The organism is Falsiruegeria sp. JB4-1 (assembly GCF_055693495.1).
Genome location: NZ_JBVFTZ010000001.1, coordinates 1,950,819 through 1,965,148 on the forward strand (window position 1 = coordinate 1,950,819; position 14,330 = coordinate 1,965,148).

The 14,330-nt window shown below is 58.3% G+C and carries 17 protein-coding genes and 2 pseudogenes; 10 read left to right on the top strand and 9 right to left on the bottom strand.

Annotated elements, in window-relative coordinates; translation table 11 throughout:
- The first annotated feature begins 47 nt into the window (after window positions 1-47).
- On the top strand, window positions 48-1,325 hold the full coding sequence (gene eno / locus ACZ1HE_RS10030; protein ID WP_472620626.1) for a phosphopyruvate hydratase: 1,278 nt from the start codon (window positions 48-50) through the stop codon (window positions 1,323-1,325).
- Between the two features lie 379 nt (window positions 1,326-1,704).
- Here eno and ACZ1HE_RS10035 read toward each other — a convergent pair whose 3' ends face one another.
- From ACZ1HE_RS10035 to mazG, 6 genes and pseudogenes are all read right to left on the bottom strand, one after another.
- A complete protein-coding gene (locus ACZ1HE_RS10035; RefSeq protein WP_472620627.1) occupies window positions 1,705-1,992 on the bottom strand; it encodes a DUF1330 domain-containing protein in 288 nt (95 codons plus the stop codon).
- Window positions 1,993-2,027: 35 nt separating this feature from the next.
- A complete protein-coding gene (locus ACZ1HE_RS10040; protein WP_472620628.1) occupies window positions 2,028-2,414 on the bottom strand; it encodes a hypothetical protein in 387 nt (128 codons plus the stop codon).
- A 119-nt stretch (window positions 2,415-2,533) separates the two neighbouring features.
- A complete protein-coding gene (locus ACZ1HE_RS10045) occupies window positions 2,534-2,983 on the bottom strand; it encodes a GNAT family N-acetyltransferase (RefSeq protein WP_472620629.1) in 450 nt (149 codons plus the stop codon).
- Window positions 2,980-3,492: a GrpB family protein gene (locus tag ACZ1HE_RS10050; RefSeq protein ID WP_472620630.1), complete on the bottom strand. Its 513-nt coding sequence runs from the start codon at window positions 3,490-3,492 to the stop codon at window positions 2,980-2,982. Before ACZ1HE_RS10050 ends, ACZ1HE_RS10045 begins: the two co-directional genes overlap by 4 nt.
- A pseudogene (locus ACZ1HE_RS10055) lies at window positions 3,489-4,431 on the bottom strand (nucleoside hydrolase). The gene ACZ1HE_RS10050 and the pseudogene ACZ1HE_RS10055 overlap by 4 nt, the downstream one beginning before the upstream one ends.
- 84 nt (window positions 4,432-4,515) lie before the next feature.
- Window positions 4,516-5,337, bottom strand: a complete 822-nt coding sequence (mazG, locus tag ACZ1HE_RS10060; RefSeq protein ID WP_472624431.1) for a nucleoside triphosphate pyrophosphohydrolase — start codon at window positions 5,335-5,337, stop codon at window positions 4,516-4,518.
- Window positions 5,338-5,403: 66 nt separating this feature from the next.
- On the opposite strand from mazG, the gene ACZ1HE_RS10065 reads away from it, so the two are divergent.
- From ACZ1HE_RS10065 to ACZ1HE_RS10090, 6 genes are all read left to right on the top strand, one after another.
- Window positions 5,404-6,570 (top strand): M20 aminoacylase family protein, encoded by a 1,167-nt coding sequence (locus tag ACZ1HE_RS10065; protein WP_472620631.1) that lies wholly within the window; start codon window positions 5,404-5,406, stop codon window positions 6,568-6,570.
- 66 nt (window positions 6,571-6,636) lie between these two features.
- On the top strand, window positions 6,637-7,599 hold the full coding sequence (gene speB, locus ACZ1HE_RS10070) for an agmatinase (RefSeq protein WP_472620632.1): 963 nt from the start codon (window positions 6,637-6,639) through the stop codon (window positions 7,597-7,599).
- Window positions 7,581-7,970: a DUF5360 family protein gene (locus ACZ1HE_RS10075; RefSeq protein ID WP_472620633.1), complete on the top strand. Its 390-nt coding sequence runs from the start codon at window positions 7,581-7,583 to the stop codon at window positions 7,968-7,970. Before speB (ACZ1HE_RS10070) ends, ACZ1HE_RS10075 begins: the two co-directional genes overlap by 19 nt.
- A 70-nt stretch (window positions 7,971-8,040) precedes the next feature.
- The gene (gene speB, locus ACZ1HE_RS10080; protein ID WP_472620634.1) at window positions 8,041-8,988 is read left to right on the top strand and encodes an agmatinase; all 948 of its coding nucleotides are present in this window, start codon (window positions 8,041-8,043) and stop codon (window positions 8,986-8,988) included.
- Between the two features lie 71 nt (window positions 8,989-9,059).
- A complete protein-coding gene (locus tag ACZ1HE_RS10085) occupies window positions 9,060-9,470 on the top strand; it encodes a DUF1499 domain-containing protein (RefSeq protein ID WP_472620635.1) in 411 nt (136 codons plus the stop codon).
- Window positions 9,471-9,515: 45 nt separating this feature from the next.
- A complete protein-coding gene (locus ACZ1HE_RS10090; RefSeq protein WP_472620636.1) occupies window positions 9,516-9,860 on the top strand; it encodes a DUF6404 family protein in 345 nt (114 codons plus the stop codon).
- Here ACZ1HE_RS10090 and ACZ1HE_RS10095 read toward each other — a convergent pair whose 3' ends face one another.
- Window positions 9,861-10,142 carry a hypothetical protein gene (locus ACZ1HE_RS10095; RefSeq protein ID WP_472620637.1) on the bottom strand — a complete coding sequence of 94 codons (282 nt, stop codon included), beginning with the start codon at window positions 10,140-10,142 and terminating at the stop codon, window positions 9,861-9,863. It abuts the gene before it with no gap.
- A 62-nt stretch (window positions 10,143-10,204) separates the two neighbouring features.
- Here ACZ1HE_RS10095 and prfA point away from each other — a divergent pair.
- The 3 genes and pseudogenes from prfA (at window position 10,205) to ACZ1HE_RS10110 (ending at window position 12,946) form a co-directional block, all read left to right on the top strand.
- Window positions 10,205-11,259 (top strand): annotated as a pseudogene (prfA, locus tag ACZ1HE_RS10100) (peptide chain release factor 1).
- A 26-nt stretch (window positions 11,260-11,285) separates the two neighbouring features.
- A complete protein-coding gene (prmC, locus tag ACZ1HE_RS10105) occupies window positions 11,286-12,101 on the top strand; it encodes a peptide chain release factor N(5)-glutamine methyltransferase (protein WP_472624433.1) in 816 nt (271 codons plus the stop codon).
- A 233-nt stretch (window positions 12,102-12,334) separates the two neighbouring features.
- On the top strand, window positions 12,335-12,946 hold the full coding sequence (locus ACZ1HE_RS10110) for a DUF4167 domain-containing protein (protein WP_472620638.1): 612 nt from the start codon (window positions 12,335-12,337) through the stop codon (window positions 12,944-12,946).
- Window positions 12,947-12,987: 41 nt separating this feature from the next.
- Here ACZ1HE_RS10110 and ACZ1HE_RS10115 read toward each other — a convergent pair whose 3' ends face one another.
- Together ACZ1HE_RS10115 and ACZ1HE_RS10120 are read right to left on the bottom strand one after the other, a co-directional pair.
- A complete protein-coding gene (locus tag ACZ1HE_RS10115; RefSeq protein WP_472620639.1) occupies window positions 12,988-13,554 on the bottom strand; it encodes a TetR/AcrR family transcriptional regulator in 567 nt (188 codons plus the stop codon).
- Window positions 13,555-13,655: 101 nt separating this feature from the next.
- Window positions 13,656-14,204, bottom strand: coding sequence for a YHS domain-containing (seleno)protein (locus tag ACZ1HE_RS10120; RefSeq protein WP_472620640.1), 549 nt, complete (start codon window positions 14,202-14,204; stop codon window positions 13,656-13,658).
- Between the last annotated feature and the right edge of the window lie 126 nt (window positions 14,205-14,330).

The window sequence follows — 14,330 nt, forward strand, 5'->3', positions numbered from 1 at the left end:
TTTTGCCCGGTATGAGGCGCTCAACGCATCTCTACTGGGACGATATCATGAGCACCATCATCGACATTCACGCACGCGAAATTCTGGACAGCCGGGGCAACCCGACGGTTGAGGTGGACGTGATCCTGGAAGACGGCACATTGGGTCGCGCTGCCGTCCCCTCGGGCGCCTCGACCGGCGCGCATGAGGCCGTCGAGAAACGCGATGGCGATAAGGACCGCTACTTGGGCAAAGGCGTGCTGGAAGCGGTGGCATCGGTGAATGGCGAGATCGCCGAAGCGCTGGTCGGTTTCGACGCGGTTGAGCAAGTTGCCATCGACGCCGCGATGATTGAGCTGGACGGCACCCCCAACAAAGGGCGTCTTGGCGCAAACGCCATTCTGGGCGTGTCGATGGCTGTTGCCAAAGCCGCAGCCGAATACACCGGTCAGCCACTGTTCCGTTACGTGGGCGGCACCTCGGCCCGTGTTTTGCCGGTACCGATGATGAACATCATCAACGGCGGTGAGCATGCCGACAACCCGATCGACATCCAGGAATTCATGATCATGCCTGTGTCGGCCAGCAACATTCGCGAAGCGATCCGTATGGGCGCCGAAGTGTTCCACACCCTGAAAAAGGAACTGTCAGCCGCTGGCCTGTCGACCGGCATCGGCGACGAGGGCGGCTTTGCCCCCAACATCGCCTCGACCCGCGACGCGCTGGATTTCATCAAGACGTCCGTTGAAAAGGCTGGCTACAAACTGGGTGAAGACATCTACCTGGCGCTCGATTGCGCCTCGTCTGAATACTACAAGGACGGCAAATACGAGCTGAAGGGCGAAGGCAAATCGCTGACCTCGGCCGAGAACGCGCAGTATCTGGCCGATCTCTGCGGTGACTACCCGATCATCTCGATCGAAGACGGCATGGACGAGGACGACTGGGAAGGCTGGAAACTGCTGACTGACAAGATCGGCGATAAGGTGCAGCTGGTGGGCGACGACCTGTTCGTGACCAACCCCGTGCGCCTGGCGGATGGCATCGCGCAGGGCGTGGCAAATTCGATGCTGGTCAAGGTCAACCAGATCGGCTCACTGACCGAAACGCTGAAAGCCGTCGATATGGCACACCGCGCGCGCTACACCAACGTGATGTCGCACCGTTCGGGCGAGACCGAAGACGCCACCATCGCCGACCTCGCCGTTGCCACCAACTGCGGCCAGATCAAAACCGGCTCGCTGGCACGTTCGGACCGGTTGGCTAAATACAACCAGTTGATCCGGATCGAGGAACTGCTGGGTGAGACCGCGGAGTACGCTGGTCGCTCGATCCTGAAAGGCTGAATGAGCCTATTGTAGATTTTGAGAGGCCCGGAACCATATTCCGGGCCTTTTTTTGTGTTCCGCCTCAATGATGTGACGGATGTGAGAAGACCAGCGTGCACGAGGTTGAGGCTTTGGCTGTTGATGAAAAGGCAAGACAAAGGGGCGCTCCCGCGCCCGCGCTGATCCCGGCTTCGCCGAGATCGCTGGCGGCCTTGGGCCGGGCGCCTCGCCTTCGGCTCGGCGCGGTCGGCGCTTGGGGCAGCCGTTGTAGCACAAACGCCGACCGCCGAGCGCAGCGAGGCTTGGCCCAACGGGAGGAGGGCATCTTTGATGCACGAACGACGGGCGGGAGAGCTACCTGTCCCGGACATCGCGACAATCTCGGAATATGTGACGTTCAGAGCCCCTCAACCAGCATCAAGTCGGTTTCGGCGGCCGTTTCGCGCACTAATCGGGCGGCGGTGTATTCTTGCGACTCGTAGAAACTGCGAGCCCCGTCCATGTCGTCAAATTCGATCACGATGTTTAAACCACGCAGATCGCCTTCACGGTGATCAGGGGCAGGATTGCGCACCAGAACGCGGCCTCCGTACTGCTGGATCGCCGGGCCGGACATGGCCTTGAACTCTTCAAATTTCACTGGATCGTGTACCCGGATGTGGGCAATCAGATAAGCTTTGGGCATGGCAATGACCTTTCGAAAACAAGGTCGATCATAGCCTAAATGGCACTGACTTTGAATGAGATCCCTGTTGGGGTATTTTCGGCAGCCCGACACGAGGTAATTCGCCGGGCTGCCGAGATGTGCAGGTGAGCGTGTTGCTCAGCCGCGCATTTTTTGACGATCATGCCAACGACGACCTGAACCACCAGGCCAGCGACACCACCGCCAACCAGATTGGCCGCCATGGCGCCTAGATCGACACCACCGGCCGCCGCCGCGCCACCGGCACCCATCAGGCTGCTGATCAGTTGACCGCCACCGATACCACCCACGGCGCCCGCTAGCATGTTGCCCAAGCCACCCATGTCAGAGCCAGGCATCGCTTTGGCTCCGCCCGCGCCGCCAACCGCACCGCCTACGATCTGCGCCAGAAGTTGTTCCATCTCTTCACTCCCTGTTCTTACTCGTTACCAAACATGACAGGGCCTAACCGGTACATGTAGGAAACGTCACGGGGAAAGCTTTGGGGAAATTGTCTGATTTGAATAGTTTGCGAAGCGTGTCAGAGCGTCTTGCTCATCAACATGTATCTGACACGCGGTCGGAATCCGGTGCGGGAATACAGACGCTGCGCGGTTTCGTTTTCGCGGTCGACCTCTAGATGAAGTGCGGTCATGCCGACCGCGGCAAGCGCCTTGGGCAATTGGATCAGAACTTCGGTCGCAATTCCACGTCCACGTACGGCGGGGCGAATGTAGATCTCGTCGACGAAACCATCCATGCCACCGAATTCGATCGACCAGCCGAATGTGACGATGACATAGCCCAAGGGCGCGCGGGCCGGGCCGATCAGATAGACGCAGCCATGCGGGATACCTTCGAGCAGAGGCATCAGCGCCGCATATCTGGCCTCATCGGTGCTCTCGAGCCCTTCTTCGGCGTGAAAGGCCGCCACCAAGGCCAGCAAGCGCTCGATGTCTTCGGGGCGGGCGAGGTGCAGGGCTGCGCTCATGAATAGTGCTCCAGGGCCTTGGTTTCCGCCTTGTCGATCCAATCCGCCTTGCAGGCGCCATAGGCCCGGTGATCGCCGGGATGCAAAGCTGCACATCGGGCTTTGACAGAGGTGTAGGCCGCGCGCAAGGGCGCGTTGCCGCGTAGTGCATCGCGAAAGGCCAGATGTCGCGTGATCTCGGCAGAGCCTTGCGCATAACAGTGCGCGTGAAACAGACGTTTGCCGGTGTCCGGGTCGATTAGGCGGGCATAGCGGCGAGCGGGCAGGCCAAACTCGCCCAACCACTCATAGCCCAAGCTCTCGATCTGTTGTTGCACTGCATCGCAGACCGCGATGGTTTCGAACACTGGCAGCAGGTCGATGATCGGTTTGGCGGGCAGGCCCGGGACCGAGGTTGAGCCGACATGATGGATCGCCACCAGCCCCGGCAGATCAAGAGCGCGCCAGCGGTCGGCCTCTGTCTGGGCTTGCGCAGGCCACTCGGGGTTATAGGCGTCAATCAGGCTCATAGCCGGGCCAGACGCTCGGTGAGCAGGTCAAAAAAGCCGCTGGCATCCAGGTCGCCCATGAACATGGCATTGGGTGCGCGATCCGTGACGCGCCACCAGTCCGCAACGGTCATGCCTAGCGTCAACGTGGATTGGGTTTCGATCTCGACGTTGATGTGCCGACCTGTGAAAAGCTCGGGTTTGATCAGATATGCGGTCACGCAAGGGTCGTGCAGTGGGGCACCTTCGGAGCCGTATTTTTCCTTGTCGAAGCGCTCAAAGAATTCGGTCATTTCGGCGACGGCTATACTGGCCTTGGTTCCAAGCGCACGGAACGCGTCGTTACGGGGTTTGGTGACCAGCGCCTTATGGGTTACGTCAAGCGGCATGGCCACGATAGGTGCGCCGGATTTAAACACGATATCAGCGGCTTCGGGGTCGACGTAGATGTTGAATTCCGCAGCGGGTGTGATGTTGCCCACCTCAAAATAGGCGCCACCCATCAGAACGATTTCCTGCACGCGATCCACGATGTCGGGGGCTTTTTGAAAGGCGGTCGCGATGTTGGTAAGCGGCCCAAGCGGGCAGAGTGTCACCGTGCCTGCGTCGTGCGACCGTAGCGTGTCGATGATGAAATCAACCGCGTGGCCGTCTGCGAGCGGCATCTCGGGGTCGGGCAGGACAGGGCCATCCAGGCCGGTTTTGCCATGCACATGTTCGGCGGTGACCAGCTTGCGCGACAGTGGCGCGTCGCAGCCTGCATAGACCGGCATGTTCGTCTTGCCTGCCAGTTCACACACGATGCGGGCGTTCTTCTGGGTGAGCGGCAGAGGAACGTTGCTTAGCCACGGCGGTGATGCCCAGAACGTCTATCTCTTCGGGGCTGGCCAATGCCAGAAGGATGGCAACCGCGTCGTCCTGGCCGGGGTCGGTGTCGATGATGATTTTGCGGGCGGTCATTTGGGCCTCCGATGTTGTTCAGGGTGGGGGTTCTGCCCCCGTCGCTGCGCGACTCCCCGGAGTATTTGAAAAAGGGTGAAGAGATCATGGGGCGCTTTTTTCGCGGGCCTTAGCCAGATCCCACAATGCGTCCATCTCTTCGAGCGTCGACGCCTGCGGGGACTTTCCCCGTTTGGTTAACTCGGCTTCAACTGCTTCGAACCGGCGGGTGAATTTGGCGTTGGTGCGACGCAGAGCGGTTTCAGGTTCAACGCCCAAGTGGCGCCCCAGGTTGACCATGACAAAGAGGAGATCGCCGAATTCATCCTCCATAGCGTCGGCGTCGAGGTTGTCGCGTGCCTCGACCAGTTCAGCGGCCTCTTCGGTGATTTTGGCCAGCACGTTGCTGGCGTCGGGCCAGTCGAACCCCACGCGGGCAGCGCGTTTTTGCAGTTTCAAAGCACGCAGCAGCGCGGGCAGGTTGGGGGCTACACCGTCGAGCGCGCCCTTCTGCTCCTTGCCTGCACGTTCAGCGGCTTTGATCTTTTCCCAATCGGCGGTTTGCTGGTCGGCGGATTTGGCGTTGGATTCGTCGCCAAAGACATGCGGGTGACGGCTGACCATCTTGTCGGACATGGTGCGCACCACGTCCTGAAAGGTGAAATGTCCCGCTTCCTGAGCCATCTGCGCATGAAACACCGATTGGAACAGCAGATCGCCCAACTCGCCCTTGAGCTCGTCCCAGGCTTCGCGTTCGATTGCGTCAGCGACCTCGTAGGCTTCTTCGATGGTGTAGGGCGCGATGGTGGCAAAATCCTGCTCGACGTCCCACGGGCAGCCAGTTTTGGGATCGCGCAGACGGCGCATGATTTCCAGCAGGCGCTCTATCCCTGCGTCAGAGTCGTGGATCAGAGGATTTTCGGGCATTGCGGCGGCTTTCATTCCGGTGTCTGATGCATCAATTCCGCACCTTAGCCATGGAGTCCAGACCATATGCCCATCGTGAACCGCATCGCCGACTTTGCCGCTGACATGGCAACCTGGCGTCAGCATCTGCATACTATCCCCGAATTGGAGCTGGAGTGCCACCAAACCGCTGCCTTTGTGGCCGAACGTCTGCGGGAGTTTGGGGTGGATGAGTTGCACGAGGGGATTGCCGAAAGCGGCATCGTGGCGATCATCGAAGGGCACGGGGCGGGTCCTACCATTGGTTTGCGAGCCGATATGGACGCGCTGCCGATGTCTGAGGAAACCGGGCTGGATTATGCCTCGACCCATCCTGGTAAGATGCATGCCTGTGGGCATGATGGGCATACGACGATGCTGTTGGGGGCCGCGCGGTATCTGGCAGAGACGCGGAATTTTGCGGGTCGAGTGGCTTTGATCTTTCAGCCAGGTGAGGAAGCGGGCGGCGGTGCCGATGTCATGGTGCAGGAAGGGATCATGGAGCGGTTCGAGATCACTCAGGTCTATGCGCTGCACAATGCGCCGGGTACCGAAGAAGGGACGTTTTTTACCACGCCGGGGCCGATCATGGCCGCCGTAGATACGTTTCATGTGCATATTCAGGGCAAGGGCGGGCACGGTGCAATGCCGCATGAAACCCGTGATCCGGTGATGGCGGCCTGCGGCATTGCGCAGGCGATCCAGACGATTGTGAGCCGGAACCACTATGCTTTGGATGATCTGGTGGTGTCGGTGACGCAGATCCACACCGGAACGGTCGACAATGTGATCCCGGACACTGCTTACATCAACGGCACGGTGCGGACGTTTGATCCAGCGGTGCAGAAGATGGTGATGGAACGGATGGCGCAGATCGTTGCCGGTCAGGCGGCAAGTTATGGCGTCGAGGCCGAGTTGATTTATGACGTTGGCTATCCTGCGACGATCAACGATGCGACCAAGGCCGGGTTTGCGGCAGAAGTGGCAAGCGAAGTTGTGGGTGAGAGCAAGGTTATTGCGGACGCCGGGCGTGAGATGGGGGCTGAGGATTTTTCCTACATGCTGAACGCGCGACCGGGGGCCTATCTGTTTTTGGGGCAGGGCGAGAGCGCCGGGCTGCATCACCCCAAGTACAACTTCAACGATGAAGTGGCGCCCATTGGTGCCTCGTTCTTTGCGCGGATCGTGGAAACAGCGCAGCCGGTTTCCCAGTAAGCGGTTCAAGACGACGCCCATTTGAGCGTCGACCACCCACCCCGACACTCAAAAGGGCGTCAGATCATGGCTTTGGAAGATGCAAAAAATCAGGTGGACGAGGCGTTCACCAACCCGGACCTCAAGGGCTTGTCCTATGAGAACACCTTTGGCGGCGCCACGTCGTTCCTACGACGCCTTTATACAAAGGATCTGACTGGGGTTGATATTGCCGTCACAGGTGTGCCGTTTGATCAGGCAGTGACCAACCGACCAGGCACCAGGCTCGGCCCGCGCGCGATCCGCGAGGCCAGCGCCTTGCAATCCCCCGATGCGCCTTATGGCTGGCCCTTTGATGCGCTCAGTGAACTGGCGATCGTGGACTATGGTGACATGGCCTATGATTATGCCAACGTCCCCGCCTTTCCCGATACGCTGACGGATCACATTCGAGGGATCCTGAAAGAAGACGTGGCCTCGGTCACCTTGGGTGGGGATCACTACATCAGCTTTCCGATCCTGAAAGCCTATGCCGAAAAATACGGGCCGATTTCACTGCTGCAGTTTGATGCCCACACCGACACTTGGGCCGATGATGACATGTCACGCGTGGATCATGGCACCATGTTTTACAAGGCGGTGAAGTCCGGGATCGTGGATCCCAAACGCTCGGTCCAGGTTGGCATCCGAACCCACAATGAAGACACGCTTGGCGTTAATATTATCGACGCGCGAGAGGTTTATGAGAGTGGTCCGGCCGCTGCTGCAAAAAAGATCAAGAGCATTCTGGGCGACAATCCTGTTTATCTGAGTTTCGACATCGACGGGCTGGACCCGGCCTTTGCACCGGGTACCGGTACGCCCGTTTGGGGCGGGATCACATCCATTCAGGCTGCGATTATCCTGCGTGACATCGCAGGGATCAACATCAAGGGCGGCGACGTGGTCGAGGTTTCACCTCCCTATGACACGTCGGGTGCCACCGCCATCGCGGGTGCGCATGTTGCGACGCAAATCATTTGCCTGTTGGGGTGGAACAAACTGACATGAAGGTGCTGCTGACCCTGACCGAGGTTGGGATGTTGGCGTATTGGGTGCTGGCGTTGATGATGTTGGCGGGCTGGCAATTGGTCCCGCCGGACGCCATGTATTCGGAGTTCGACAATCCGTTGATTGTGGCGTGGAATTGGTCCTTTTTTCCGCTTGATGTGGCCTTTGCTTTTCTGGGGTTGCTCAGCCGTTTTGTCGTTCGTGAACCCGTGCTGAAAGATCGGCTTGCGTTGATCGGACTGACGTTGATGTTTTGTGCGGGGCTGATGGCTTTGACGTTCTGGTTTATCCAGGGGTGGTTCGATCCGTTTTGGTGGGGGATGAATCTGTGGCTCATAGTGTTGCCGGTTCTGGCGCTCTGGCGGATTTGAAGGCTGCACATAATTCACTGGAAAAGCACGTATAGGTTGCGTTACTGAAGGGGAAAGAACAGGTGAGACGATGACCAATTTCAACCAACCCATCAGCGGCAATGACCTGGCGCGGTTCTCCGGGCCTAACACATTCATGCGATTGCCGACGGCTGATAACCTTGCAGGGTTGGATGTGGCAGTTCTGGGCATACCGCAGGACGTCGGCACGTCTTGGCGGTCTGGCACCCGGTTCGGGCCCAAGCAGATCCGGGCCGAAAGCGCGATGATCCGGCCCTACAACATGGCCACTGGGGCCGCCCCTTTTGACAGTTTGCAGATCGCGGACATCGGCGATCTGGCGATCAACACCTTCTCGCTGGCGGAAAGCCTCAAGATCATCAAAGAGAGCTATGACGGCATTCTTAAACACGATCTGATCCCAGTAGCTATGGGGGGCGATCATTCGATTACACTGCCGATCTTGAGGGCGATTGCGGCCAAGCATGGGCCAGTCGCTTTGGTCCATGTGGATGCCCATGCCGATGTAAACGACGAAATGTTTGGCGAACGCGAAACCCATGGAACCGTGTTCCGGCGCGCTTATGAAGAGGGGTTAATCCAAGCCGACAAGACCTATCAGATCGGCATTCGCGGCTCGGGGTATGCCGCCACCGATTTCACCGAGGCGCAGGATTGGGGATTCCAACATTTTCCGGCGCACGAGTTGTGGCACCGCTCGCTTGCGCCCTTGGGGGCTGAGATCCGGCGCGATATCGGAGACAGGCCAGTATACGTGACCTATGACATCGACAGCCTGGACCCGGCCTATGCCCCGGGAACCGGAACGCCCGAGATTGGTGGGCTGACGACGCCGCAAGCGTTAGAGTTGATTCAGGCGCTTAAGGGGCTGAACATCGTAGGCTGCGATCTGGTCGAGGTCTCGCCGCCCTATGACACATCGGGCAATACGGCGCTGACGGCGGCCAACCTGCTGTATGAGCTGCTCTGTGTATTGCCTGGCGTGACGTCACGATAAACGTGTTTTAACGGTGGTTGTGCCGTACTGTTTTCACAACCTGTTGGTCTGGACCAAAGATGAGACGCGCGATGACTGTAGTTTGGGTACTTTTGGCAATTGTGATCCTTGGCATGGCGTTCATCCGCCTTGCCCCCAGCGATCCGGCACGCTGGCATGTGTCGCCTAAGGGCGACGCGGACAAGGACTTAGATGGCGGCGTCGTACGTGTTATGCAGACAGGTCCGCTTGGGCTAAAAAACTTCAACGCGATTGTTCAGGCAGATGCAACAACCCACGCACTGGCCGGGTCGGTTGACGAGGGGATGGTCACCTATGTCTCGCGGAGCAAGGTTATGGGGTTTCCTGACTACACCACCGCCCAACAGGACGGGGACACCTTGCGGGTCTATGGTCGGCTACGCTTTGGCCGTTCGGACATGGGTGTGAATCGCAAGCGGGTTGATGGCTGGTTGCAGAAGTTGCCAAGCACAGCGAACTAGGGCGCCCTTCAACCGTGGGTTATGAAAAGGTGACAGTGGTTGAACATGGCTTATCAGCAAAGGCTTGATCGATCCTTACAGGAACTGCGAGTCAGAGGTGCCGAAAAGCACTCTAGATTGCCCTGGCTGTTTAGGCTGTTGCAGAAGTTAGGATTTGAACCCATTCCGCCTCTGTATCGTTCGTTTTTTCGAAATTTTGTCGGAACGGCTGGTTATTTTGGTCCGGTCTGGGGCGTTTTGATGTATCTTGCAGCCTGGAGCCAGACGGGCATGCATCCCTACATCATGATCGCGGCCAGTCTTTTGGCAGGCGTACTGTTCGGTCTGTTAATGGCCGGGTATTTCTATTTGCAGCGAAAGCTCAAACTGACAGCGTGGGATCGCCTTTGATCAGCCAGCGTTCACCCACGGGGCAGGGGACATCAGTGGTGGTTGGACCTGTGACGACAAACATCCCTCTTGCACCTCGCGCCACATTGGCACGTTCAGCGACATCTGACATTGCGCCATGAACATGCGGCCATCGACTTGTAGGCAGATGGTTTCCCCCAGCTCGATCCGCGAGCCGGATTGGTCGGTGCAATAGCAATCCTGTACCTTGCCGCCAGGCCCGACGACATCGGCAGCGGCAGGTGTGGCCATGGCCAGGATGAGTGTAAAAAACCGGGTCATAGGCAAAGTCTAGCACAGGCTTGCCCCTTGACCAACGCGCTGTGATATCGGACACCCGCCAAATGGTTCCTGAAGATCGCCTAGAACAAATCACGCAACGGTTTCAATTTCTTGAGGCCGCTATGGCCGATGGCGCTGCGGGTGGTGACATCGCTGCTCTGGCCAAAGAGTATTCTGATCTCAAACCGGTGGTCGAACAGATCGCCGCCTGGCGTCAACTGCGCGCTGATCTGGCCGAGGCCGAGGCGATGCTCGACGACCCCGACATGCGCGAGCTGGCGGAAGAGGAAATCCCTGCATTGAAAGAACAACTGCCCGAGGCGGAGCATGCTTTGCAGCTTACGTTGCTGCCCAAGGATGCCGCTGACGCACGCCCGGCAATGTTGGAAATTAGGCCCGGTACGGGCGGGGATGAAGCTGCCTTGTTCGCTGGTGATCTGCTGCGGATGTACCAACGCCATGCCGAGGCACGCGGTTGGAAATTTGACATCATCGAAGAGCAGGCCACCGAATTGGGTGGCATCAAAGAGGTCGTCGCCCACATTAAGGGCGAGGGCGTATTTGCCCGGATGAAATACGAATCCGGTGTGCACCGGGTGCAGCGTGTGCCGACAACCGAAAGCGGCGGGCGTATCCATACTTCGGCGGCCACCGTGGCCGTTCTGCCCGAGGCCGAGGACGTGGACATTCACATCGACGCCAATGACATTCGCATCGACACGATGCGCAGTTCGGGCGCAGGGGGCAGCACGTCAATACCACCGATTCGGCGGTGCGGATCACGCATATTCCGTCGGGAATCGTTGTCACCAGCTCGGAGAAATCCCAGCACCGCAATCGAGAGATCGCGATGCAGGTATTGAAGACGCGGTTATATGACCAGGAGCGCCAGCGGATCGACAGCGAGCGCTCTGCTGATCGCGCCAGCCAAGTCGGCACGGGCGACCGGTCGGAACGCATTCGAACCTACAATTTCCCACAGGGGCGCATGACGGACCACCGTATCAATTTGACGCTCTACAAGCTCGACCAGGTGATGCAGGGCGATTTGGATGAGGTGATCGACGCGCTGACAGCGGACGCTCAGGCCCGTATGCTGGCCGAGATGGGACAGTGACCGACGCGCCGACAGCTGCCCAGGCCATGGTGGCCGCAACCGCTCGGCTGCGGGCGGCGGGGGTACCAGACCCGGCGCGGGATGCGCGCGTGCTGTTGGCTCACGCGGCCCGTATCGAGGCCAGTCGCGTAACTCTGATCGCGCCCGAAGAATTGGACCCGGACATTGGCGAGCGCTATGAACAGCTGATCGCATTGCGCGCCATTCGGGTGCCCGTGTCGCACCTGCTGGGCGAGCGCGAATTCTACGGCCGCCGCTTTAAGGTCAGCGGTGATGTGCTTGATCCCAGACCAGAAACCGAAACGCTGATCGAAGCCGCATTAGCGCAACCGTTTGACCAGGTTCTTGATCTTGGGGTTGGGTCCGGGTGTATTCTGGTCACGCTTTTGGCCGAAATGACCCAGGCCCACGGTGTCGGTTCAGATTTGAGCGAAGCGGCCTGTTTGCAGGCCAGTGCCAATGCGGTGTTGCACAGGGTGCAGACGCGGGCGCAGATCATCTGTTCGGATTGGTTCGAAGCCGTCAGCGGACACTATGACCTGATCGTGTCCAATCCCCCCTATATCGCGTTTGATGAAATGTCGGGATTGGATGTCGAGGTGCGCGAGCACGAGCCGGAAATGGCGCTGACCGATTTTGGAGACGGGTTGGAGGCGTATCGCAAGATTTCGGCCCGAGTGAGCGAATACCTGATTCCAGGGGGGCGTGTGCTGGTGGAAATCGGCCCAACCCAGGGGCAGGCGGTGGCTGATATGTTTCGACAAGCAGGGCTGGTTGATGTCACAGTGATGCAGGATCTGGATGGGCGCGACCGGGTCGTTGGTGGACGATCATTCTCCTGAGTTGCGAACATGCGGCTGAAATGTGCCAATCTGCGTGAAAAACCCGGAAAAAATGCAACCACCCCCTTGTCTGAACCTGCAGGACATGTTTACTCAGAGGTGTCGCGGCGGTTGATGCTTTGCAGCTCACGCCAGACACCAAGCCCAAAAAGTCGATCACCCGGCGGTATATGAACGCAAGAGGCGTCAAACGGGATAATCGATAGGTAATGACAAGGCTGACGTAAAGTAAGATGAGATCTTCCAAATCCCGTTCGCGGTCCAAGAACAACCGCAACCGGCCCTCTGGTGGCAATGTCGTCAATCGAGTGTTTGACAGCTCGGGTCCCGAAGGCAAGGTGCGCGGTACGCCGCAGCAGATCATAGACAAATATAACCAGCTTGCGCGCGATGCGCAGCTGAGCAACGACCGGGTTGCGACCGAAAACTTTCAACAGCATGCTGAGCACTATCTTCGCATGCTGAGCGAAGCACAGCGCGAACAGGAAGCACGTCGGGAAGAGCAGGAACGGCAAAACCGTGAACGCCAAGCAGAACGTGATCGCGAGCGTGCGGAAAGGGCCGAGCGCCAGGAACGCGAATCCGCAGGAGGCGAGGCTCCGCAACATGATCCCGGAGCAGCACCGCAACCTGATGTTTTCGACGTGAGCGGAGCCGACAAAGAAGACGACAATGGTCTGGTCGAAACGCCCGAGAACAAGCCTCTGGAAGAAGCAGCCGAGAGCAAGCCCAAGAAAGCGGCTCGTCGTCCGCGCGCACCACGCAAGCCAAAGGCAGTCCCTGAAAGTGACAAGCCTTCGGAAACGGCATCTTCAGATGGCGACGCGCCGGAAGCCGCAGAATAATACCAAGGCGTTTCCAGTTTCTAACCGGAGCAGGAAACGCCTTAGAGAATTTCGTCCAGCATTTGTGACCACTCATCGAAGGACGCGCCCATGCGCCCCATCGCATGAGAGCCCAGGTACAGTCGCTGCAAGGCTGTTGCCTTGCGCCTGACGGCGTCAGGTTTTGCGTTCGGTAACATGTCTTGTAGGGCTGTCGACAAAGCCTGATGCAGACGGCTTGAGATGTTCTCGCAGCGGTTCGCACATTCCTCGTCGAACGGAGCCAACTCAACAAGCGCGTTGCACAGAAAACATCCTACTTTGCGCGCCGGTTTGGCCGGATGGTACTCTGTTCGCAAAAAGAATGCCAAAAGCCGCTCTCGTGGAGTTCCCGCATCGGTGCTTTGCAACTCGGAAAGGGCGCGAGCCATTCGAGTCTGGTCGTAGTGATCCAACGCACGCAGGTAGACAGAGTGCTTGTCTTCGAACGCCTTGTAGAAAGAACCGCGCGTCAAGGACATGGCGTCAAGAAGGTCCGGCATGTTGGTTCCGGCGTACCCTTGTTTCCAGAAAATGACCATTGCGCCTTCGATAGCGTCCGTTTCATCGAATTGTCTGGGGCGGCTCATCGGGGTCTCTTTGAAAATGATGTGCGCCCGGTCATTACAGCCGGGCGACAGTTTGGGCAACATTAGGGCCCTTGTTTCACGCGCGCAATCGGCGTTCTGCTTCAGCTTTCAGGCAGTTGCTGAGGGTGGACAAAGCCCAAGGCAGGCCGTTGCGAATGGGAAACGAATTTGACCGATCCATCCAAAAGACCACTGTGAACGGTGTCCCAATTCGTTTTGGATTGGGCCAGCAAGGCCTCCTTGTCTTTTAAGAAACGTTCTTTCACGTCGGATGACCAGGTGACATACAGTTTGTCATCCGCGATGAACCAACCATCGACAAAGTCCACTTCGGCGGCATAACCATGAGCCACGGCCCAAGCGCACCAGCCATTGTTTTGCGGCGCGAAACCCTCTGGGTTGGCCAAAAACGTTTCGCGGTTTTCGGCACTCGCAAAGAGCCACGTGCGCCCCTTGTGATCAACGCGATGCGCCTGATCTCCCTTTGTCGGTTTGCCTGCGGTGAAATAGGCGACCGGGTCAAAACCATCCATCGCCACGCCACGGCTTGTCGCGTTGACCACGTGATCCGAATACTCATCGGCTTTGGAAACCACTGCTCCAAAAGAAAATGCCATTGCACACAAGACGCCCAAAATCAGGTTCTTCATACTTACCTCCCTAGGTGTACCATTTGGTTCCTTAAATAGTGGAACAAACGGTACATTAAATCCGGTAACTCGCAATTCACGACTTTGTGTGGAGAAGGTTCTGCGTATTTCCGTTTGTTTTGCAGA

Excerpts from the sequence above, each read along its gene's own strand:
- eno (WP_472620626.1), top strand. The coding sequence starts at position 48 with ATGAGCACCATCATCGACATTCACGCACGCGAAATTCTGGACAGCCGG.
- ACZ1HE_RS10035 (WP_472620627.1), bottom strand. The coding sequence starts at position 1,992 with ATGCCCAAAGCTTATCTGATTGCCCACATCCGGGTACACGATCCAGTG.
- ACZ1HE_RS10040 (WP_472620628.1), bottom strand. The coding sequence starts at position 2,414 with ATGGAACAACTTCTGGCGCAGATCGTAGGCGGTGCGGTTGGCGGCGCG.
- ACZ1HE_RS10045 (WP_472620629.1), bottom strand. The coding sequence starts at position 2,983 with ATGAGCGCAGCCCTGCACCTCGCCCGCCCCGAAGACATCGAGCGCTTG.
- ACZ1HE_RS10050 (WP_472620630.1), bottom strand. The coding sequence starts at position 3,492 with ATGAGCCTGATTGACGCCTATAACCCCGAGTGGCCTGCGCAAGCCCAG.
- mazG (WP_472624431.1), bottom strand. The coding sequence starts at position 5,337 with ATGCCCGAAAATCCTCTGATCCACGACTCTGACGCAGGGATAGAGCGC.
- ACZ1HE_RS10065 (WP_472620631.1), top strand. The coding sequence starts at position 5,404 with ATGCCCATCGTGAACCGCATCGCCGACTTTGCCGCTGACATGGCAACC.
- speB (WP_472620632.1), top strand. The coding sequence starts at position 6,637 with ATGGCTTTGGAAGATGCAAAAAATCAGGTGGACGAGGCGTTCACCAAC.
- speB (WP_472620634.1), top strand. The coding sequence starts at position 8,041 with ATGACCAATTTCAACCAACCCATCAGCGGCAATGACCTGGCGCGGTTC.
- ACZ1HE_RS10085 (WP_472620635.1), top strand. The coding sequence starts at position 9,060 with ATGACTGTAGTTTGGGTACTTTTGGCAATTGTGATCCTTGGCATGGCG.
- ACZ1HE_RS10090 (WP_472620636.1), top strand. The coding sequence starts at position 9,516 with ATGGCTTATCAGCAAAGGCTTGATCGATCCTTACAGGAACTGCGAGTC.
- ACZ1HE_RS10095 (WP_472620637.1), bottom strand. The coding sequence starts at position 10,142 with ATGACCCGGTTTTTTACACTCATCCTGGCCATGGCCACACCTGCCGCT.
- prmC (WP_472624433.1), top strand. The coding sequence starts at position 11,286 with ATGGTGGCCGCAACCGCTCGGCTGCGGGCGGCGGGGGTACCAGACCCG.
- ACZ1HE_RS10110 (WP_472620638.1), top strand. The coding sequence starts at position 12,335 with ATGAGATCTTCCAAATCCCGTTCGCGGTCCAAGAACAACCGCAACCGG.
- ACZ1HE_RS10115 (WP_472620639.1), bottom strand. The coding sequence starts at position 13,554 with ATGAGCCGCCCCAGACAATTCGATGAAACGGACGCTATCGAAGGCGCA.
- ACZ1HE_RS10120 (WP_472620640.1), bottom strand. The coding sequence starts at position 14,204 with ATGAAGAACCTGATTTTGGGCGTCTTGTGTGCAATGGCATTTTCTTTT.